Source organism: Pseudomonas sp. KCJK9111, from assembly GCF_046231935.1.
GTDB classification, from domain to species: Bacteria; Pseudomonadota; Gammaproteobacteria; order Pseudomonadales; family Pseudomonadaceae; genus Aquipseudomonas; species Aquipseudomonas parafulva_B.
Map to the genome: position 1 here is coordinate 105663 of NZ_JBJJMO010000001.1, position 20154 is coordinate 125816.

A 20154-nucleotide genomic window follows, 5' to 3' on the forward strand; every position below is an offset into this window, starting at 1 on the left:
CCTATTCTGCCCGTAGAATGCGCTCCTTTTTTATAGACGGGCAGCGCTGCGCAATGAGCTCACAGGAACACAGCCCAGGTGCAACAGCGCCTGACAACGAACTGGTACTGGGTCTGGAAGACAAGCCACGGCTGCTCATCGGCTTGCTGGCAGCGCTGCAACACCTGTTGGCGATCATTGTGCCGATCGTCACCCCTGGCCTGCTGATCTGCCAGGCGCTGGGCGTTTCTGCCCGGGATACCAACCTGATCGTGTCCATGTCTTTGGTCATCTCCGGCATCGCCACCTTCATCCAGTGCAAACGCTTCGGCCCTTTCGGTGCCGGCTTGCTGATCGTGCAAGGCACCAGCTTCAACTTCGTCGGCCCGCTGATTGCTGGCGGGGCCTTGATGGTCAAGCAAGGCACGCCTGTGGAAGGCGTCATGGCCGCCATTTTCGGCGTGGTCATCGCAGGCTCTTTCGTCGAGATGGGCGTGTCTCGCATCCTGCCCTTCGTCAAACGACTGATCACCCCGCTGGTGACCGGCATCGTGGTGCTGATGATTGGCCTGACCCTGATCAAGGTGGGCCTGATCAGCATGGGCGGTGGTTTTGGCGCCATGGCCAACGGGACCTTTGCCAACGGCGAAAACCTGCTGCTGTCAGGCGTGGTGCTGGCGATCATCGTCATCCTCAACCGCATACCGGTGGTCTGGCTGCGCAGTTGCGCCATCGTCATCGCGCTGGCGGCGGGCTATGCCCTGGCCGGCTATCTGGGCCGCCTGGACTTCACCGGCATGCACGAGGCCGCGCTGTTCCAAGTGCCGACACCCTTGCACTTTGGCCTCGGTTTTTCCTGGGCACTGTTCATCCCGATGCTGGTGATCTACCTGGTGACCTCTCTGGAGGCCATCGGTGATGTAACCGCCACCAGCAAGGTCTCGCGCCAGCCCGTGGAAGGCCCGGTGTGGATGCAGCGCATCAAGGGTGGCGTGCTGGTCAACGGCGCCAACTCACTGCTGGCTGGCGTGTTCAATACGTTCCCAAGCTCGATCTTCGCCCAGAACAACGGCGTCATTCAGCTGACCGGTATCGCCAGCCGTCACATCGGCGTATGGATTGCAGGAATGCTGATACTGCTGGGCTTGTTCCCAAGCGTTGCCGGGGTGATTCAGGCGGTTCCAGAGCCTGTGCTGGGCGGCGCGGCCATGGTCATGTTCGGCGCAGTGGCAGCCTCGGGTATCAATATCCTGGCCAGCACCCGGCTCGATCGCCGCGCCTTGTTGATCATCGCCGTATCGCTGGCCTTGGGCCTGGGCGTGGCGCAGGTACCCGAATTCCTTGCCCATATGCCAGCGGCGATTCGCAACGTGATGGAGTCAGGAGTTGCTACCGGAGGCATCTGTGCCTTGGTACTCAACTGGTTCCTGCCCGAGGGCAAGGAAAAGGCCTGACTACCACAGGCCTGCAGCAGCCAGGCCTTTTTGTTTATCATGGCGCGATTCCATAGCACGAGTTCGCCATGAAATTTGCTATCGCGGTGTTTTCCCCCGCACAGGCACCCGCTTCCCGCCGGGCGCTGCGCTTTGCCGAGGCAGCGCTGGCTGCCGGGCACGGCATCACCCGCTTGTTCTTCTACCAGGACGGGGTGCACAGTGCATCGTCCAACGTGGTAGCCCCCCAGGACGAACAGGACATTGCGCAGCAATGGCGCACGTTCGTTCAGGCCAATCAGCTCGATGCAGTGGTGTGCATCGCCGCCGCCCTGCGTCGTGGCGTACTGGACGAACGCGAAGCCAGCCGCTATCAACGGCCTGCCGTGAATCTGCAGCAACCCTGGGAACTGTCCGGGCTTGGTCAGTTGCATGAAGCGGCGCAAACGGCCGACCGGCTGATCTGCTTTGGAGGCGACTGAATGGCCAGGTCCATGTTGATCATCAGTCGCCAGGCGCCCTGGAGCGGGCTGTCTGCCCGCGAAGCGCTGGATATCGTCCTGGCCGGCGGCGCCTTCGATCTGCCGCTGGGCGTGCTGTTCCTGGACGATGGCGTGTTCCAGCTGGCCTGCGACCAGCACCCTGCCGCCCTCGAGCAAAAAAACCTGGCTGCCAACCTGCAGGCACTGCCCATGTTCGGCGTAGACGCGTTGTACGTCTGTGGCCATAGCCTGGCTCGGCGCGGCATGACGCACGCAAGCCTTGGCCTGCCGGTAGAGGTACTTGACGATGCGCAGCTTGCGGCTTTGATCGCACAGTTCGACGAAGTGGTGACGCTCTGATGACAACCTTGCATGTAATAGCCCACTCCCCGTTTGGTGACGAACGCCTTCACAGCTGCCTGCGCTTGCTCGGCAGCGAAGACGCCGTGCTGCTGTGTGGCGATGCGGTCTACGCCCTGCTCCCAGGCAGCGAGCCGTTGCGTTTGCTGGAGCAGGCCCAGTTAATCGGTCGCCTTTATGCGCTGGAAGAAGACATTCAGGCCAGGGCCATTGCGCCCTCGCTGGCAATTACGGTCGACTACCCAGGCTTCGTCGCGCTGTCCCTGCACCATGACAAGGTCAACAGCTGGTTATGAACACGCTCGATATCGAAGGCAAGGCCATTGCCCTGGACAAGGACGGCTTTCTGGTCAACCTTGAGGATTGGTCACCGGCCACCGCGCAAGGCTTGGCCACCCGCGAAGGCATTGACCTGACGCCTGCCCACTGGGAAATCCTGTCATTGCTGCGCGCGTTCTACCAGGAGTATCAGCTCTCGCCCGCCACGCGCCCCCTGATCAAATACGCAGCGCTCAACCTGGGCCCGGAAAAGGGCAATAGCGCCCATCTCAATCGCCTGTTCAATGGCACTCCCGCCAAACTTGCCGCCAAGCTGGCGGGCCTGCCCAAGCCGACCAATTGCATATGACCAGCCCACGCCCGCTTACCCTGGAAACCCCCGCTGAACACCCCTTCGCCGAGTACGTGCGCATCCTCGGCAAAGGCAAGCGTGGCGCGCGCGGCCTGACACGCGAAGAAGCCCGCGCCGCCATGGCCTTGGTGCTTGAGGGTAAAGTCGAAGACGCGCAGCTGGGCGCCTTTCTCATGCTGCTAAGGCACAAGGAAGAAAGCGCAGAAGAGCTCGCCGGCTTCACCGAAGCGCTGCGCGCGCACCTGCAAGGGCCTGCCATTGCCGTGGACATTGACTGGCCGAGCTATGCCGGCAAGAAGCGCCATCTGCCCTGGTACCTGCTGGCCGCCAAGTGCCTGGCCGGCAATGGGGTGCGTATCCTGATGCACGGTGGCGGTGCGCACACCGCAGGCCGCCTGTACAGCGAGCAACTGCTCGCGCTGCTGCACATACCTCTGTGCCGCGGTTGGCAGGCCGTCAGTGAGGCCCTGGACCAGCACCACCTGGCCTTTTTCCCACTGCAGGACTGGGCGCCTGAACTTCAGCGCATGATCGACCTGCGGAACATTCTGGGCCTGCGCTCGCCGATCCACTCCCTCGCACGGGTGCTGAACCCGCTCGGCGCACGCTGTGGCCTGCAAAGCATCTTCCACCCGGGTTACCAGGCCGTACACCGCGAGGCCAGTCGCTTGTTGGGCGATCATGCGATCGTGATCAAGGGTGATGGTGGCGAAATCGAGGTGAACCCGGATGTGCTCAGCCATCTCTACGGCACCACTGACGGCAAAGCCTGGGACGAAGAATGGCCTGCCCTGAGCGAGCGGCGCCACGTCAAGCCGGCAGCGCTTGAGCCTGAGCACATGCTGGCCTTCTGGCGTGGTGAGGTTGAAGACAGCTATGCGCAAAAAGCAGTGCTGGCCACCATGGCGCTGGCGCTTCGCGGGTTGGGGCAAGACCGCGAGCAGGCGTTTGCCCGTGCGCAAGCGTGGTGGGCTGATCGCAATCGATCGATTTAACCGATCATACCGCCCCACTCTTTGCGCTATTGCTTCGAACGTCTTTCTCTAGACTGGGCTCCAACGACAAATCGCTTTGTTAAGGAGCTCATCATGGGCCTGTTGGTCGACGGTCGCTGGCATGACCAGTGGTACGAAAATGGCAAGGACGGCGCGTTCAAGCGTGAGGACTCACAGCGGCGCAACCCATTGCCTGCCGCTGAGCCGGGGCGTTACCACCTGTATGTTTCGCTGGCCTGCCCCTGGGCTCATCGCACTCTGATCATGCGCGCGCTCAAAGGCCTCGAGCCGCTGATCGACGTGTCGGTGGTCAGCTGGCTGATGCAAGCTGACGGCTGGACCTTCGACCGCCAGAACGGCTCATCGGGCGATCACCTCGACGGGCTCCAGTACCTGCACCAGCGCTACACCCAGGACGACCCTCACTACACCGGGCGCGTGACCGTACCGGTGCTGTGGGACAAACAAGAGAACCGCATCGTTAACAACGAGTCGGCGCAGATCGTGCGGATCTTCAACCATGACTTCAATTCGCTGACCGGCAACCTGCTCGACTTCTACCCACAACCGCTGCGAGCGGACATCGACGCCTTGAACGAACGCATCTACCCGGCGATCAACAACGGCGTTTACCGCGCAGGCTTTGCGACGACACAGCAGGCCTACGAAGCGGCCTTCGACGAGGTGTTCAGCGAATGGGATCACCTCGAAGATGTGCTTAGCCGACACCGCTACCTGGCAGGCGAGTACCTCACCGAGGCCGACGTACGCCTGTTCACTACGGCGGTACGCTTCGATGCCGTTTACCACGGCCATTTCAAGTGCAACCTGCGCCGTCTGAGCGACTACCCCAACCTGACCCACTGGCTGCGCGAGTTGTATCAATGGCCAGGGATAGCCGACACGGTGAACATGCAGCACATCCAGAACCACTACTACCTCAGCCATACCACCATCAACCCCAACGGCATCGTGCCCAAGGGGCCGCTGCTGGACTTCAGGCTGCCCCATGATCGCGCTCGCTTGCCCGGCAAGGGTATATGGGGTGGGAGCTGAACTAGCCTGTGCCCTGCCCAGACCGAATCAGTCGCGCATAAACCCGCCATCGACGTCCATGATCTCGCCGGTCACGAACCCGGCCTCCCGCGAGGCCAGGAAGCATACGGCGGCGGCGATGTCGCGGGGCGTGCCGGCGCGGCCAAGCGGCATCTGTGCGAGCACTTCGGCCCTGGCCTGAGGCGCCAGCGCGCTGGTCATCTCGGTGTCGGTCAGTGCCGGCGACACCGCGTTGACGGTGATGGCATAGGGGCCGGCTTCTCGCGCCAGTCCTTTGGTCAAGGCGATCACCGCGCCCTTGGCCGCCGCGTAGCAGCTATTACCCAGCAAGCCACCCCCACGCTTACCTGCCACCGATGCGATATTGATGATGCGCCCGCTTTGGCGCGCCATCATGCCCGGCAGCACGGCCTTGGCGCAGAAAAACACGCTGTTCAGGTCAATGGCCATCACCCGGTTCCATTCCGCGGTGGTGACCTCCAGCAAAGGGCCAGTCGAGACGATGCCTGCGTTGTTGACCAGGATGTCGACCCCTCCCAACAAGGCTTCCACCTGGTTCACCATGGCCTGGACCTGAACCTCATCGGCAACATCCGCTCCCACGCCAATCGCCTCGATCCCGGCTTCTCGCAACCGAGCCGCAGCCGCCTCGGCTGCCTCGGCATCCAAATCGCACACCCCTACTCGGGCACCGGCCTGGCCCAGTGCCGTGGCGATCGCATGACCAATGCCACGGGCGGCGCCCGTTACCAGGGCCGTGCGGCCGGTCAGGGTGAAATTGAGTGCAGCATGCACAACGGGAGTGCTCATGGTCGTCATCCATCGAAAATGGCCGCAGCCAGGCGCGCCTGCTCATGGGCAGCAGGCGGTCGTCAAAGGTACTGGAGGGTCAGGGCATCACGCGGTGCCGCAGGCGCCGAGCGCCAACTGCTCCTTGAGCGGGGGAATGTCCAGCCGGCGCATCACCCGGTACAACGAGGGCCGGCAGATCCCCAGAACGCGGGCCGCCGCCGACATGTTCCAGCGGCAGCTTTGCAAGGCCTGTAACACCTCACTGCGCTCATCGCCTGAAGGCGCCGCCCGGCGGATGGGCGTGATGTTGGCAGGCAACGCAGCCGGGGTCTGGCACTGCTCGATGAAGTCCAGCGGCAGATCGCTGCGCAGCATGCGCGGGCCTTCCATCACGGCGCAGGCGTAACGCACGACCGCCCGCATCTGGCGCAGATTCCCCGGCCAGGCGTGGGCCATCAGCAAGCTCCACACCGGCGCCAGTACCTGGCGTGGATCACAGCCTGGCAGTTCATGGGCCACCATGTTGCACAACAGCTCGCCACGGTCCTGGCGCTCGCGCAGCGGTGGTAACTGCACCACGCCCGTGGCGATGCGATAGAACAGGTCCTCGCGGAAACTGCCCTCGGCAACCCGTGCCGAGAGGTCCTGGTGCGTCGCGCAGACCAGCGCGAAGTTGACTGGGATGCTGCGCTCGGCACCCAGGGGCGTTACCTCACGTTCGGCAATCACCCGTAGCAGGCGCGTCTGTTGTTCCAGGGGCATGTCGCCGATTTCATCGAGAAACAGCACGCCGCCATCGGCTTGCTGAACCTTGCCTTTCTTGCCGCCCGGTAAAGCACCCGAAAACGCCCCGCGGCTATAGCCGAACAGCTCGCTTTCGATGAGGGTTTCGGGAATGGACGCGCAATTGAGCGCCACCAGATGTGCACCGCGGCGTTGACTGTGCGCGTGCAGGGCGCGGGCGAGGATTTCCTTGCCGGTACCGGTCTCCCCGCGGATCAGTACGGCAATGCCACGCTCCATCAGCCGCAAGGCCCGGTTAAAGGCCTGACGCACCACAGGGTCACTGTCTTGAGCGATGTTGCACGCCTCCACGACGGGTTGGGGCGCACGAACGGCAGGGTTACAAGCGGTCATTAGCGTCACCTTTTTCTTGTTCTATAGCTTTTGACTATGTCGACTGGCGGGCTTGTGACGCCGCCTCGGCCGAATGACGTTGCACGGTTCACATTAGGGAGGCGCAGTTATATTTTCCAATACATAATCATGCATCGACTGATACCTTCGAGAGCATCATGATTGAGCTCAGGCATCTGCAGTACTTCCGCACGCTGGCCGAAACCCTTCACTTCGGCCGAGCGGCCGAGCGCCTGCATATTTCACAGCCACCGCTGTCGCGGCAAATTGCGCTTCTGGAGGAAGAGCTTGGGGTCAAGCTGTTCGACCGCTCCCGGCGCAGGGTCGAGCTGACGGAGGCCGGCCAGCGCTTCTACCTCGATACCGGCACGGTGTTCGCAGCCTTCGAGCAAGCCAAGCGCAATGCACTGGCCGCCGCGCGCGGTGCGGCGGGGGCACTTTCCGTGGGGTTCATGATGTCCACCGCTTACAGCATCACACCGGCGATCACCCGCCGTTATGCCGCGCTGTTCCCCCAGGTGAACTTGAAGTTGACCGAGACGCTGCCATTGGACCTGGCCCAGGACATTACCAGTGGCAACAAGGATGTAGCGATCATGTACCGGCCTCAGGACTGCACAGGCCTGGAAACCGTCACGCTGTACCGCGAGGAAATGACCCTGGTACTGCCGCCCGGCCACCGCCTGGCCGAGCAAACCGTCGTGGAGCCACGTGAGCTTGCCGGTGAAACCTTCATCATCGTGCCACGGCGTATTGCCCCTGCCCTGCATGACATGATCTGCAACTACTGCCTGCAGCATGGGGTCACCCCCAACATCGGCCTTGAGATCAACATGCAGCAGACCATCGTCAACCTGGTGGGCGAAGGCCTGGGGGTGGCGATGGTCCCCCGGTCGATGCGCAACATGCGCCTGGCCAGTACCAGCTTCAGGCCCCTGCGCGAAGCACCGGTGATCGAAGTGGTGGCCGTATGGAAGGCCGACAATCACAACCCCTGCATCGCCACCTTCGTCGAAACGGCCTTGCAAGCCGGGGAACAGGCGACCCGAGAGGATCAGACGCAACGCGGTTCGGAGCAGTGAGCACTTGATCGAGATGCCGACTATCGCGTCGCCATTTTAGCTCGGCTTGTTGCGCTTTCAGGTGGATCAACACGACTTGTGGCAGGTCAGTTTGGACTGATATCGCTTCCAGCGACACCACCCAATCACCGGTGCCTGGCAAAAGTGTCAGGTGCGACTGCCGGACATGAGGCAGTACCATGCTCAATTATCTCAAGGCAGACTAATTGATCATGACGCTCCAATTCGGCGACCAGATCGGCCATTCAAAAATAAAACTGAGGACAGACCTGAGTTATACCGTCTATGGCACGCCCATTTGCTTTGAATCATTTACACCAACCGTTGCCTACTGTGGTGAGCGTTACGATACGCAGTCTCAACTTTATTTCCTTGGGAATGGTCATCGCGTTTACAATAGTCGGTTGATGAGATTCCACACGCCAGACGCACACAGTCCTTTTTTGCAAGGGGGGATCAATATCTATTGCTACTGCAAAGACGACCCCGTCAACTTTTCGGACCCAACCGGAAAAACACGGACCCCACTCAAACCCGTTAATACCTCTATACGCCGCCGTGGATTTAACTCCACACTTTACCGTGCCAGTGTCCTTGTACAACGTGAAATGTCGGCTAGAGCTGAAGCCAGGGTTGCCCGCGTGACCGCCAGGCGAACTACTCAGTTTGCCCATGATTTATTTCAGTCCGCACAGATGAATAGAGCCGAGGCGAGCACCGCAAACGATCCGATTCAGCGACAAGTTTTTAGTATCGCTGCCGAGTTGGATCAGCGTGAGGCATTGCGGCAGCACGAACAGAGCCTGACAAGCAGTTCACAAAGCTCGGAATTTTCCCAGCAAGCTGACGCGCTGGCTGAAGACAGCTTCCTCCTACGTCGGTTCGAATCCGAAAATTTCCCTCCGCCCCGGGTACACTCCCCAGCATTATCAGTACAGACGGACCAGGTGACTACAATACAACCTCTAGCCACATCAATTCGGAGAACTACTGTCATAGGGGTCAGTTCTGGAATTCGACGAAACAATCAGCCGTAAGGCTAGCATGAAGCAACTGCCTGAATATTTTTGTTGGCGAACATGGGTGGCGTATTAATGAAGTAAGAAGGTCAGATTCAACGCTCATCAAAACTGATGACCAGCGCGCCCATGTATAGCGGCCTTATACCACTAGGAGTCGCGCAGCGGTCCCAGTACTTCAGCATTCAAGCCTGCTGAAACCCGTCTACCGCTCCGACCCGGCGGCATGAACTCACGATAATGGTGAGCACTCAAGGCTGCGCCGGACAGCCCGTGACCGGTACCCTCCCCCACGCAGCCCCCGCTCAAATCTCCAGAATCCCGGACGCCATGAACCCCCCATCCACCGGGATCACATGCCCACTGATGTAAGACGCATCATCGGACGCAAGAAACGCCACCGCCCCCGCCATCTCCGCCGGTGTGCCGTAACGGCGCAAAGGCACCGCACGGGCATAGGATTCGCGTGTCGCCGCAGAATGCAGTGCCTGTGTCAAAGGCGTGTCCACCGGGCCCGGGGCAATGCCGTTGACCGTGATGCCATGTTCGGCCAGCTCGATCGCCATCTGCCGAGTCAGGCCGATCACCGCTGCCTTCGACGTGCCATACGCAGTGCGCCCCATGCTCGCCCGCATGCCGCTGATGGAGGCAACGTTGATGATGCGCCCCCACCCGTGCTCGCGCATCACGTGAGCAGCCTGCTGGCTGCACAGCAGTGTGCCGGTCAGGTTGACGTTCATCAGCCGCTGCCAGCCTTCCAGATCGGTGTCCAGAAACGACTGGGTGCGGGCGATACCGGCATTGTTGACCAGTACATCACAGCGTCCACAGCGTGCACGCAGCTCATCGAACAACGCCGTGATCGACGCTGCGTCACCAATGTCGATTGCCAGTGCCAAGGCATCGATGCCCTGCTCGCGCAACCCCTCCACCCTGAGTTCGGCAGCCTGCAGGTTGATGTCGGCCACCACTACCGTGTGGCCATCATGCCCCAGGCGTTCGGCGATGGCCGCGCCGATCCCCATGGCCGCACCGGTGACCAGCGCCACGCGGCCCACGGCAGTTGCAGGCAAAGTCTTTTTCGCAAGTTGGCTCATGTCAGCGCTCTCTTAAAGGAAACCGATGGAAATCCATGGGAAACAGGCAACGATCACCAACGCCACCAGCAACGCCCCGAGGTACCCCCAGACGCGGCGAATGACATGATCGGACGACGTCTTGCTGATGGCGCAGGCCGCGTAGAAACCCACACCCAAGGGCGGTGCGAACAACCCGATGCCCATGGCCAGGATCACGACCATGGCATAGTGCACCGGGTGAATGCCGAGCATTTCGGCCAGGGGGAACATCAGCGGGCCGAACAGCACGATGGCCGGGATACCCTCCAACACACTGCCCAGAATCAGGAAGGTGAGGATGGTGACCACCATGAAGCCCATCACCCCGCCTGGTATCTCCTCGATCAGTTCCACCAGCGACTGCGAGAAGCCCGACTGCGTCAGCGCCCAGGCCATCGCCGAGGCCATGCCGATGATCAGCAGGATCGCCCCGGACAAGGCCGCCGCTTCCAGCAACATCGGGTACAGCCGGCGCCATTCGATATGGCGCATGAACAGGTGCATCACCAGCCCCACCAGCACCACGTAGGCCACACCAATGGTCGAGACCTCGGTAGCGGTGGCCGCCCCTTCCAGCACCGCCACCCGGATCAGCAACGGCAGCGCCAGGGCCGGCAGGGCAATCAGGAACGTCTTGGCCACGCGGGACAAAGGTGCCCGCGCAATCGCCGGCGCCTCATCCTTGCGCGAGCGCCACCAGCACACCACCGCAATGGCCAGGGTGGCCACCACCGCAGGCATCAACCCGCCGATGAACAGCGCCGTGATCGACACGCTGCACACCGCACCGATGGTGATCAGCACCAGGCTCGGCGGTATCGTCTCGGTCATCGCCCCCGTGGCCGACAACAGCGCTGCCAGCTCTTCAGGCTTTGAGCCGCGCCGCTTCATTTCAGGAAACAACGCCGGGGCCACTGCGGCCATGTCGGCAACCTTCGATCCTGAAATACCCGACACCAGGAACATCGCCCCCAACAGCACGTACTGCAGACCGCCACGCACGTGCCCCAGCAGCGAAGCCATGAAATCGATCAGCGTGCGGGCCATGCCCGACAATTGCAGCACCACACCCAGCAACACGAACAGCGGCACGGCCAGCAGGACCATGTGGGACATGCCCTCGTCCATGCGGCCGACCACGATCGAGAGGGGCGCGTGGGTCGCCAGGGCCAGGTAGGCCATGGTCGCCGTGCCGAACGCAAAGGCGATAGGGATGCCGCCAAACACGCAGGCGCCCAGCAGCACCAGGAAGAACACCACCAGGTTGTAATTGCCCATCGCTGCCAGTATGGGCTGCGCCAGCCACAAGGCCGCGGCCACCGTGGCCACCACCGCCAGCCCGGCCATGAACTGGCGCACGGTCGAATAACGGGCCATACGCGCAACCGCCGCCAGCAGCATCAGCACAGCCCCTACCGGCAGCGCTGCAGCACGCACGCCGTCGGGAATCCCCAGCGCCGGTGTGGTGATCCACATCTGTTCATGGGAATGCTGCATGGCCGGCGAGATGATCATCGCCACGAACAGGCAGACGATCAGCGCCGACAAAGTTTCGCTGAATCCGCGCCAAGCCTGCGGCAGCTTGTTGACCAGCGCCGACATGCGCATGTGCTCGCCACGGTCCAACGCCAGCACCGCGCCGAACATGGCCAGCCAGATGAACAGTGACGAGGCCAGTTCGTCGGACCAGACCAACGGGCTATGCAGCACGTAGCGGGCAATCACGCCGGCCAGCAGCACGAAGGTCTCGATCACCATCAGGGCAACCGCGATCACGCCCACCAGGCGCATGGCCCACTGGTTGAGGCAGATGAGCACCCGGGCCGGCAGGCGCTGCGAAACGGTGGAGGCCGGTAGCGCTGGCGCGCGCATCACGCCAGCTTCCCGGCGTATTGCTCAAGGATGCCCCAGGCCTGGTCGCCAAACTTGTCGTGCCACTGGGCGTAGTAATTGGCACTGCGCAGCTTGTCGCGAAACGGATCGGCAGGCGCCTCGACCAGTTCCAGGCCTTGCCCTTTCAAGGTATCGCGGGTACTGCCTTCGAGCTTGGCCAGGTCCTGGCGTTGACCCATCACCGCCGCGTCGATGTGCTTGCGCAGGATCGCCTGCATATCCGCCGGCAGGCGCCCGATCGAGGCAGTGTTGCCGAGCATCCAGAAGCCATCCCACACGTGATTGGTCAGCGAGCAGTACTTCTGCACTTCATACAGCTTGGCCGTCGATACCAGGGTCATGGGGTTCTCCTGCCCTTCGACGATGCGGGTCTGCAAGGCCGAATACACCTCGGCGAAGTTGATGCTGGTGGGCGCAGCATCCAGGGCGCGGAAGATCGACATGATGATCGGGCTAGGCGGAACACGCAGCTTCATGCCGCGCAGGTCGTCCGGGTTTGCGACCGGCCGGGTGCTGGTGGTGGTGACGCGAAAGCCGTTGTCCCACATGTGGTCGAATGCGAACAGGGTGCCGGTCTTGGCGATCTCCGCACGCACATGCTCGCCCAAGGCACCGTCCATGGCGCTCCACACTTGCTGGTAGTCCTTGAACGCAAAGCCCACGGCGCTGATCTGCACCGATGGAACCATGGTGCCCAGGATCACGGGCGAGAGGGAAAACAGATCGACCGCACCGGAGCGCACCTGGGCAAGGGTATCGGTGTCGCTGCCCAGCTGGCTGCTTGGAAACACCTGCACCACCAACGCGCCGTTGGTCTCCTCCTGGATGGCCTTGGCCATGGCCCGAGCACGCACGTTCATGGGGTGGCTGATGGGCAGGTTGTTGGCAAACTTGAGTTTGAAGTCGGCAGCCCGGGCGCCAGTGCTGTACAGGCCCAAGCCGGCAGCGGCGACTGCGGCCGATGCCAGGGAGGCCGTCTTGATGAAGGAACGGCGGGTGAAATCGCTCATGAAGCTCTCCTGACCTATTTGTTCTTATTGATCGAGTGGGATACGGCGATGGTGCAGATGACATTGCAATTGAGGTGCCACACTCAAGCGGGTGCACGGGATAGCGTAGTGGCCATCCACAAAGCGCGCTTAACTGACTGATTTTGAAGTGCTAAATAAAATCTCCCGGGGCGTGGTGCTGCGCCAATGGGCATCTCGGACCTGCTTGAGGGTGTAACAGGTGTCTCCCTTGAGTGTCGCCTGCCACGTCACTGCGACACCTGTAGCACGTGTTCGCTACCCGCAGCCACCGTCGAACGTGCCACGAATGCCCATGGCAGAGCGCTTGCCGCAGGCCTGGCACCGTTCTTGCCATCGACCTCGCCAACCCCGAGCGAGGATTACTCTCATGCATTCACCCCTCATCAACGGCTGGTACCACGCCCCCTTCGGCAAGTTTCCCGACATCGACCCCGAGCGCATGATGGCTGACGCGGCTCTGGGCGCCCTCAACCACGCAGGGCTTGAGGCGCAGCAGATCGATTCGGTACACGTCGGCCACTTCAATGCAGGGTTTCTCTACCAGGACTTTCCATCCGCGCTGCTCGCCAATCACTTGCCAGCACTGCGTTTCACCCCGGCCGTGCGCGTGGAGAACGCCTGTTCCACCGGTTCGGCAGCCATTCACTCGGCCTTGCACGCCGTACTGAGCGGACAATCGCGCCATGCTCTGGTGGTGGGCTTTGAGAAAATGAACAGCCTGCCCACCGCCGAGGTCGGCAAGATCCTGCTCAAGTGCTGCTACACCCCTGAAGAAGCCAACATCGAGAACGGCTTTGCCGGGGTGTTCGGCAACATCGCCAGCGCCTACTTCGAACGCTACGGTGATCAGTCCGATGCACTGGCCATGATCGCCGCCAAGAACCACGCCAACGGCGCACTCAATCCGTATGCGCACATGCGCCGCGACGTGGGCTACGACTTCTGCCGCACACCTTCGGACAAGAACCCCTTCGTGGCGGGCCCCCTCAAGCGCAGTGACTGCTCGCTGATCAGCGACGGCGCGGCCGCCCTGGTGATCAGCCGGGGCGATCAACCGACCGGGGGCGGTCAAGCCGTTCGTTTTCGCGCGGCCGTCCAGGTCAACGACTACCTGCCATTGTCACGGCGCGACCCCACGGTCTTCGAAGGCGCTGCACGGGCCTGGCAGCAGGCGCTGAGCCAGGCGCGCCTCACACTGGACGACCTGTCCCTGGTGGAGACCCATGACTGCTTCACCATTGCCGAGCTGCTCGAATACGAGGCCATGGGCCTGGCCGAGCGCGGTCAAGGCGCACGGGTGATCGCCGAGGGCGTGAGCCGCAAGGACGGCAGGCTCCCGATAAACCCCTCCGGTGGCCTCAAGTCCAAGGGCCACCCCATTGGTGCGACCGGCGTTTCGATGCACGTGATGGCGGCCATGCAGGTCACCGGCCAGGCCGGCGACATGCAACTGCCGCGCGCAGACCGGGCTGGCGTGTTCAACATGGGCGGGGCGGCCGTGACCAACTACGTGAGCATTCTGGAGAGCGTGCGATGAACGGAATCGACAATGTCATGAACCTGGGGGAGCTACTGGCCCAGGTGGCTCGGCGTTTGCCCGATCTGCCAGGCTTCATTCGCGGCGAGCAACAGGTGTCCTGGCGTCAACTGCTGCACCGTGTAGACAGCGTCGCCGCCGCGCTGCGTGCACGCGGCCTGGGCAAGGGCGACCGCTTGCTGGTGCACTCGCGCAATAACCTGCCGCTGTTCGAAAGTGCCTGGGTGGCCTTTCGCCTGGGGATGGTCTGGGTGCCCACCAATGTGCGCATCACCCCCCCTGAAGCTGCCTACCTGGGCAGCTCCAGCGGCGCAGTGGCGATGCTCTACGACGAGGGCTTTGGCCATTACGTGGACGCTGTGCGCCAGGCATCACCGGCACTGCGGACCGTGATTGCCATGGCTGCGCCCCGCGCGGGTGAAGTGGCCTACGATGCCCTGCTCGATGAAGGCGCCCCGCTTCAGCCTGGTTTTCGCCCGGCCGAGGTGAACTACAACGATCCGCTGTGGTTCTTCTACACCTCCGGCACCACCGGGCACCCCAAGGCAGGGGTACTGACCCACGGGCAAATGGCGTTCGTGGTCAACAACCACCTGGCCGACCTGATGCCCTGCCTGAGCCAGCAGTCACGCTCGCTGGTGCTGGCCCCCTTGTCCCACGGGGCCGGTATCCATGCACTGGTCAACGTAGCCCGGGGTGCTGCCTGCGTACTCCCTGTCGGGGACCGACTGGACTGTGACGAGGCCTGGCGCCTGGTGCAGCAGCACCGTATCGACAACTTGTTCACGGTGCCGACCATCGTCAAGATGCTTACCGAAGACCCGGCCGTCAGCCGTTACGATCACAGCAGCCTGCGCTACGTGATCTACGCAGGTGCCCCCATGTACCGCGCCGACCAGTGCCATGCGCTACGCACATTGGGCAAGGTGCTGGTGCAGTATTACGGCCTTGGCGAAGTCACCGGCAACATCACGGTGCTGCCCGCCGACTGCCATGATGCCGACGATGGCCCTCAGGCCAAGGTCGGTTCCTGCGGCTACCCACGCACCGGCATGCAGGTGGCCATACTCGATGAACAAGGCCGCGAGCTGCCCACGGGTACGGACGGCGAAATCTGCGTGCGCGGCCCGGCCGTGTTCGCCGGCTACTACGACAACCCCCAGGCCAATGCCGAATGCTTCCGCCATGGCTGGTTCCATACCGGCGATCTGGGGCATGTGGACGAGCACGGTTACCTGTTCATCACCGGGCGCGCCTCGGACATGTACATCTCCGGCGGCTCGAACGTGTACCCGCGCGAAGTGGAGGAAGCGTTGCTGACCCACCCTGCCGTCACCGAAGTGGCCGTGCTCGGCATGCCGGACGATAAATGGGGCGAATGTGGTTGCGCGGTGATCGTCACCACTGCCCAGGTCAGCGATGACCAACTGCTCGCGCACCTGGAGCCCCGCCTGGCGCGCTACAAATGGCCCAAGCAGTTTGTACGCTGGCATGAGATGCCAAAGTCCGGCTACGGCAAGATCGTCAAGAAACACATCCGCACGTTGCTCGAGACCGGCACGGAGCAACCGGCATGACGCCCCATTTCGAACTGCGCGGCGGGGTGCGTCACTTCAACCATGCAGGCCCGGCCCGCCTACCCAGGCTGCTCGACTGTGAAGTCGCGTGCAGCCAGGAGTTGCGCGTCGAGCTTGCCCCCGGCAGCCAGGTGGGCGAAAGCCTGCTGTCAGTGCTCGAGCGCTGTCGCTACCAGAGTGCAGTCGGCCGCGTGTTGTGGGGTAGCGCGTGCGCCTTGACCTACCACCGCATGGTGACCACAAGCGACAGCCAACGCCCTTACGACTACGGCAAGCCCGTGGTGCTTACAGGCCCTGTCACCTTCATCAGTGGTGCATTGACTGTCGGCAGGGATGCCAGCGGCGCCCCGCTGCTGCATTGCCATGCCGGCATGCTCGACAGCCTTGGGCAACAGCACGGCGGGCACCTGGTATTGCAGCGAGTCGTGGTCGGGAGCGAACCCCTGGTACTGCGGCTATGCCTGTTCGAGCATGTCGCCTACCAGGTACAGCCTGACACCGAGACCCAATTCAACCTGCTACACCCTGTGCTCAAGGAGGCCTCATGACACCTGCCCTGCCCTCTACTACCACGCAGGTCCAGCAAGGCCGTCTCGGGCGGCTGGTAGTCGCCCGCCTAAAGCCCAACGAGGATGTGATCGACAGCGCCGAAGCCCTCTGCGCCAGCCACGGCATCGCCTGCGCCGTGATCCGTGGCGGGCTGGGCAGCCTGATCGACGGCGAACTGCGCTACCACGGCGAGCACGGCCATCAAGCCATTCATGTACCCGGGCCCGGTATCGAGATCCTCAGCCTGAGCGGTGAGGTCATTGCCGGCCGAAGCCACCTTCAGGCAGTGCTCGCCGACGCCGACGGCAAGCTCTTCGCCGGCTGCCTGCAACGGGGTCGGAACCTGTCCTTCATTACCGTGGAGCTCACCCTGCAGGAGTGGCTGCCGGACTGACTGCCCACACTGCAGCACCCTTTGCGCCCGCTCTCTGGGCGCCCATCACCCTCAGGAAGAAAACAATGACAAGAAAGCCCTACGTGCCCCTGTACCTACTCACCTTGACCACCCTGGCCGTTCCGGCTGCCAAGGCGGCCTTCATCGAGGACGGCAAAGCCAACCTGCACCTGCGCAACTACTATTTCAACAACGATTACCGCGACCGCCCCGGCCCTGCCGGCCAGAGCAAGACGGCCGAATGGGCGCAGGGTTTCATGTTCGACTACAAGTCCGGTTTCACCGACGGCACCGTGGGGTTCGGCGTTGACGCCCTCGGCTTGCTGGGCCTACGCCTGGATGGCGGTGCAGGCAATCACCGAGGCAGTTCGATGATTCCGGATGCCAGCGATGGCAGCGCGGTGGACGAATGGAGTCGCCTGGGCTTGACCGGCAAGGTCCGTTTTTCCCAGACCGAGGCACGCTACGGTACGCTGCAACCGAAACTGCCGATTCTGGTGGCCAACGATGGGCGCTTGCTACCGCAGACCTTCGAAGGCGGGATCGTCACCTCAAAAGAAATCGATGGCCTGACCCTGATCGGAGGCCGCCTGGAGCATACCACCGGCCGGGGCTCGACCAACCGCTCAGGCCTGGCCGTGGCGGGGGGTACACGCGAGAGTAATGCGTTTGTGTTTGCCGGGGCCGATTACCAGCTCACCCCCGCCTTGAAGCTGCAATATTACGGCGCCCAGCTGGAGGATTACTATGTCCAGCATTTCGCGGGGCTCGTGCACACCTGGGCCCTGAGCGACAACCAGTCGCTGACCACCGACCTGCGCTACTTCAAGACCGACGCGGATGGACGCAACGACTCAGCCAGCGGGCGCGCGGCAGGGTATCGCGTCACCGGCCTGGGCGATACCGCAGGCAAAATCGACAATGATACCTGGAGTGCCATGTTCACCTACGCCATAGGTGGCCACTCGGTCTTACTTGGCCATCAGCGGGTCTCGGACAGTGGCAACTTCGTGCAGATCAACCAGGGCAATACAGGCGAAGGCGCAGCTGGTTCGAGCCTGTATCTGTTCACCGATCGGCTGGTGACCAGTTTCACCCGTGCAGGTGAACGCACCACCTTCGGCCAATACAGCTACAACTTTGCGGCATTGGGCATGCCCGGCCTGATTGCCTCGCTCACCTACCTCAAGGGCACGCACATCCGCACCGCTGCCGGCGGTGACGAAAAGGAATGGGAACGTGACATCGCCCTGGACTATGTGGTGCAGGACGGTGCGCTCAAGGGGCTGGGCTTGAGCTGGCGCAACGGCATGCTGCGCAGTGGGTTGCCCAGCGAGTGGGCACAGGATCAGAACCGGGTGACCGTCAGCTACACCGTGCCATTGTTCTAGGGCACGGATGTCCGTGTTCACGCAGCCTTGTGTGTGCCCAGCCTTGTGTGTGCTCAGCCTTGTGTGGGAGCGGCCTCGCGCCGCGATGGGGCGCGAAGCGGCCCCAGGATTTCAGCGTCGCCGCTAACGTTGCCGGGGCCGCTTTGCGGCCCATCGCGGCGCAAGGGCCGCTCCCACAGGGGGGTGAGCTGCGCCCCAAATGTTGGACACCCGTCCACTTTTGGGGTTTTTATGCGCAAGTATTCAAAGCAGTTTAAGCTGTCAGCCATTCAGGCCTTTCTTGATCGCGGGTATGGCTTTCGCCATGTTGCTGCGCAGTTCCAAATGGATCCGACGCTCCTTCGTCGCTGGGTCGTGGCCTACCGTACGCACGGTCAGGCCAGTCTGGAGAAAACAGGCCGCCATTACAGCGCCGAGTTCAAACTCGCCGTTCTTCATCATAAATGGCGTGAAGACCTTTCGTTGCGCGCCACGTCAGCGCTTTACAACCTAGGCAATTCCACACTGGTTCGCAGTTGGGAGGAACAGTATTACAGTGGCGGACATCAACCCCGACCGTCCCGTAAGAAGCCAGTGATTACCGCGATGCCTAAAGCACCCCGCAAGTCTGAAGACGTTTCATCCACGCCTACTGAACAACTCACTCGTGAGCAGTTGCTGACAAGGCTAGCCCAGCTCGAAGCGGAGAACGCCTATCTAAAAAAGCTCGAGGAGCTAGACGAGGAGAAGGCGAGGAAGAAGATAGCCAGGAAAAAACCCGGCTAGTCGCGGCGCTACGTAAGCTTTACCCCCTTGCCTGGCTGCTCAAAGCAGCTCATTTGTCGCGCAGCACTTATTATTACCAGCTCGGCGTGCTCGAGGCTGGGGATCGGTGTGCCTCGCTCAAAACGTTGATACAAGACATCAGCCACCGGCATCGCGGCCGCTACGGGTATCGGCGAGTCACCTCTACGCTGCGTAGCGAAGGGCAATCGGTTAACAGTAAGAAGGTACGTCGTCTGATGGCCGAACTGGACCTGAAATGTACAGTGCGCCCCAAGAAGTACAAATCTTATCGGGGGCTAATGGGCGAAGCCGCCCCCAACATCCTTAAGCGCGACTTCCGCGCAGACCAGCCAAATCAAAAGTGGGTAACGGATGTTACCGAGTTCAAAGTGGCAGGTGAGAAGCTGTACCTTTCTCCGATCATGGATCTTTATAACGGCGAGATCGTTGCTTATCGTACCGACTCCCGACCCCGATTTACCTTGGTAGGCGAAATGTTGGAGATAGCGATCAATAAGCTCCCAGCCAACAGCCGACCGCTCTTGCACTCAGATCAAGGCTGGCATTATCGATACCCTGACTACTGCAAGCGGTTGAAAGAAGCAGGGCTTGAACAGAGCATGTCACGCAAGGGCAACTGCCTGGACAACGCGGCGATGGAAAGCTTTTTTGGGACGCTCAAATCGGAGTACTTCCACCGTGAGCGCTTCGCAAGCGTTGCTGAGCTTAAGGCGGGGTTGGATGAAGACATCCATTATTACAACCATGATCGAATCAAAATGAAGCTCAACGGCCTGAGCCCTGTGGCTTACAGGACCCAGGCTGAGATAGGCTAACCAACTGTCCAACATTTGGGGCGCAGCTCAGGGCTGCATTAGATCTGCAGGCTTGAGGGTCAACTGCCTTACTCCCCCCCTCAAAGCGTCCGCAGAC

General features: G+C 61.9%; 20 protein-coding genes. 15 read left to right on the forward strand and 5 right to left on the reverse strand.

All coding sequences use genetic code 11. The annotated features are described in order from the left end of the window. Window positions 1–53 precede the first annotated feature (53 nt). The 7 genes from ACK59L_RS00595 to ACK59L_RS00625 all read left to right on the forward strand — a co-directional run bounded on the left by ACK59L_RS00595 (window position 54) and on the right by ACK59L_RS00625 (window position 4936). On the forward strand, window positions 54–1433 hold the full coding sequence (locus ACK59L_RS00595) for a nucleobase:cation symporter-2 family protein (RefSeq protein WP_058603443.1): 1380 nt from the start codon (window positions 54–56) through the stop codon (window positions 1431–1433). 68 nt (window positions 1434–1501) lie between these two features. Further along, window positions 1502–1894 (forward strand): sulfurtransferase complex subunit TusD, encoded by a 393-nt coding sequence (gene tusD, locus ACK59L_RS00600; RefSeq protein ID WP_058637907.1) that lies wholly within the window; start codon window positions 1502–1504, stop codon window positions 1892–1894. Further along, complete coding sequence (gene tusC / locus ACK59L_RS00605) at window positions 1895–2254, forward strand: sulfurtransferase complex subunit TusC (RefSeq protein WP_409271191.1); 360 nt, start codon at window positions 1895–1897, stop codon at window positions 2252–2254. It abuts the gene before it with no gap. Further along, window positions 2254–2550: a sulfurtransferase complex subunit TusB gene (tusB, locus tag ACK59L_RS00610; protein WP_409271193.1), complete on the forward strand. Its 297-nt coding sequence runs from the start codon at window positions 2254–2256 to the stop codon at window positions 2548–2550. The genes tusC and tusB overlap by 1 nt, the downstream gene beginning before the upstream one ends. After that, window positions 2547–2882, forward strand: coding sequence for a TusE/DsrC/DsvC family sulfur relay protein (locus ACK59L_RS00615; protein ID WP_409271195.1), 336 nt, complete (start codon window positions 2547–2549; stop codon window positions 2880–2882). Before tusB ends, ACK59L_RS00615 begins: the two co-directional genes overlap by 4 nt. Next, window positions 2879–3880, forward strand: a complete 1002-nt coding sequence (locus ACK59L_RS00620) for a glycosyl transferase family protein (RefSeq protein ID WP_409271197.1) — start codon at window positions 2879–2881, stop codon at window positions 3878–3880. The genes ACK59L_RS00615 and ACK59L_RS00620 overlap by 4 nt, the downstream gene beginning before the upstream one ends. A gap of 93 nt (window positions 3881–3973) precedes the next feature. Further along, entirely contained in the window at window positions 3974–4936 is a 963-nt protein-coding gene (locus ACK59L_RS00625) for a glutathione S-transferase family protein (protein WP_409271199.1), read from the forward strand. A gap of 27 nt (window positions 4937–4963) precedes the next feature. Here the strand turns inward: ACK59L_RS00625 and ACK59L_RS00630 are convergent, their stop codons facing one another. Together ACK59L_RS00630 and ACK59L_RS00635 are read right to left on the reverse strand one after the other, a co-directional pair. Then, complete coding sequence (locus ACK59L_RS00630; protein WP_409271201.1) at window positions 4964–5746, reverse strand: SDR family NAD(P)-dependent oxidoreductase; 783 nt, start codon at window positions 5744–5746, stop codon at window positions 4964–4966. A gap of 87 nt (window positions 5747–5833) precedes the next feature. Next, window positions 5834–6865 carry a sigma-54-dependent Fis family transcriptional regulator gene (locus ACK59L_RS00635; protein ID WP_409271203.1) on the reverse strand — a complete coding sequence of 344 codons (1032 nt, stop codon included), beginning with the start codon at window positions 6863–6865 and terminating at the stop codon, window positions 5834–5836. A gap of 158 nt (window positions 6866–7023) precedes the next feature. Here ACK59L_RS00635 and ACK59L_RS00640 point away from each other — a divergent pair, with 158 nt between their 5' ends. Together ACK59L_RS00640 and ACK59L_RS00645 are read left to right on the forward strand one after the other, a co-directional pair. Beyond that, on the forward strand, window positions 7024–7947 hold the full coding sequence (locus tag ACK59L_RS00640; protein WP_409271205.1) for a LysR family transcriptional regulator: 924 nt from the start codon (window positions 7024–7026) through the stop codon (window positions 7945–7947). A gap of 212 nt (window positions 7948–8159) precedes the next feature. Continuing rightward, complete coding sequence (locus ACK59L_RS00645; protein ID WP_409271207.1) at window positions 8160–8984, forward strand: RHS repeat-associated core domain-containing protein; 825 nt, start codon at window positions 8160–8162, stop codon at window positions 8982–8984. A gap of 287 nt (window positions 8985–9271) precedes the next feature. Here the strand turns inward: ACK59L_RS00645 and ACK59L_RS00650 are convergent, their stop codons facing one another. From ACK59L_RS00650 to ACK59L_RS00660, 3 genes are read right to left on the reverse strand one after another with little or no spacing between them, the layout of a single operon-like run. Next, a complete protein-coding gene (locus tag ACK59L_RS00650; RefSeq protein WP_409271209.1) occupies window positions 9272–10063 on the reverse strand; it encodes an SDR family NAD(P)-dependent oxidoreductase in 792 nt (263 codons plus the stop codon). Window positions 10064–10075: 12 nt separating this feature from the next. After that, window positions 10076–11956, reverse strand: a complete 1881-nt coding sequence (locus tag ACK59L_RS00655) for a TRAP transporter large permease subunit (protein ID WP_058603453.1) — start codon at window positions 11954–11956, stop codon at window positions 10076–10078. Beyond that, window positions 11956–12987 (reverse strand): TRAP transporter substrate-binding protein, encoded by a 1032-nt coding sequence (locus ACK59L_RS00660; RefSeq protein ID WP_409271211.1) that lies wholly within the window; start codon window positions 12985–12987, stop codon window positions 11956–11958. The genes ACK59L_RS00655 and ACK59L_RS00660 overlap by 1 nt, the downstream gene beginning before the upstream one ends. A gap of 388 nt (window positions 12988–13375) precedes the next feature. Here ACK59L_RS00660 and ACK59L_RS00665 point away from each other — a divergent pair, with 388 nt between their 5' ends. The 6 genes from ACK59L_RS00665 (at window position 13376) to ACK59L_RS00690 (ending at window position 20057) form a co-directional block, all read left to right on the forward strand. Next, on the forward strand, window positions 13376–14545 hold the full coding sequence (locus ACK59L_RS00665) for an acetyl-CoA acetyltransferase (protein WP_409271213.1): 1170 nt from the start codon (window positions 13376–13378) through the stop codon (window positions 14543–14545). Beyond that, complete coding sequence (locus ACK59L_RS00670; protein WP_409271215.1) at window positions 14542–16122, forward strand: acyl-CoA synthetase; 1581 nt, start codon at window positions 14542–14544, stop codon at window positions 16120–16122. The genes ACK59L_RS00665 and ACK59L_RS00670 overlap by 4 nt, the downstream gene beginning before the upstream one ends. Next, complete coding sequence (locus ACK59L_RS00675; RefSeq protein WP_409271217.1) at window positions 16119–16670, forward strand: hypothetical protein; 552 nt, start codon at window positions 16119–16121, stop codon at window positions 16668–16670. The genes ACK59L_RS00670 and ACK59L_RS00675 overlap by 4 nt, the downstream gene beginning before the upstream one ends. Further along, window positions 16667–17065 carry a PPC domain-containing DNA-binding protein gene (locus tag ACK59L_RS00680; protein WP_409271219.1) on the forward strand — a complete coding sequence of 133 codons (399 nt, stop codon included), beginning with the start codon at window positions 16667–16669 and terminating at the stop codon, window positions 17063–17065. Before ACK59L_RS00675 ends, ACK59L_RS00680 begins: the two co-directional genes overlap by 4 nt. 65 nt (window positions 17066–17130) lie before the next feature. Next, complete coding sequence (locus tag ACK59L_RS00685; protein WP_409271221.1) at window positions 17131–18456, forward strand: OprD family porin; 1326 nt, start codon at window positions 17131–17133, stop codon at window positions 18454–18456. A gap of 231 nt (window positions 18457–18687) precedes the next feature. Next, a protein-coding gene (locus ACK59L_RS00690) for an IS3 family transposase (protein WP_409271223.1) occupies window positions 18688–20057 on the forward strand; the annotation gives its coding sequence in 2 pieces (ribosomal slippage) (window positions 18688–19167 and window positions 19170–20057; 1368 coding nt in all). The last annotated feature ends 97 nt before the right edge of the window (window positions 20058–20154 follow it).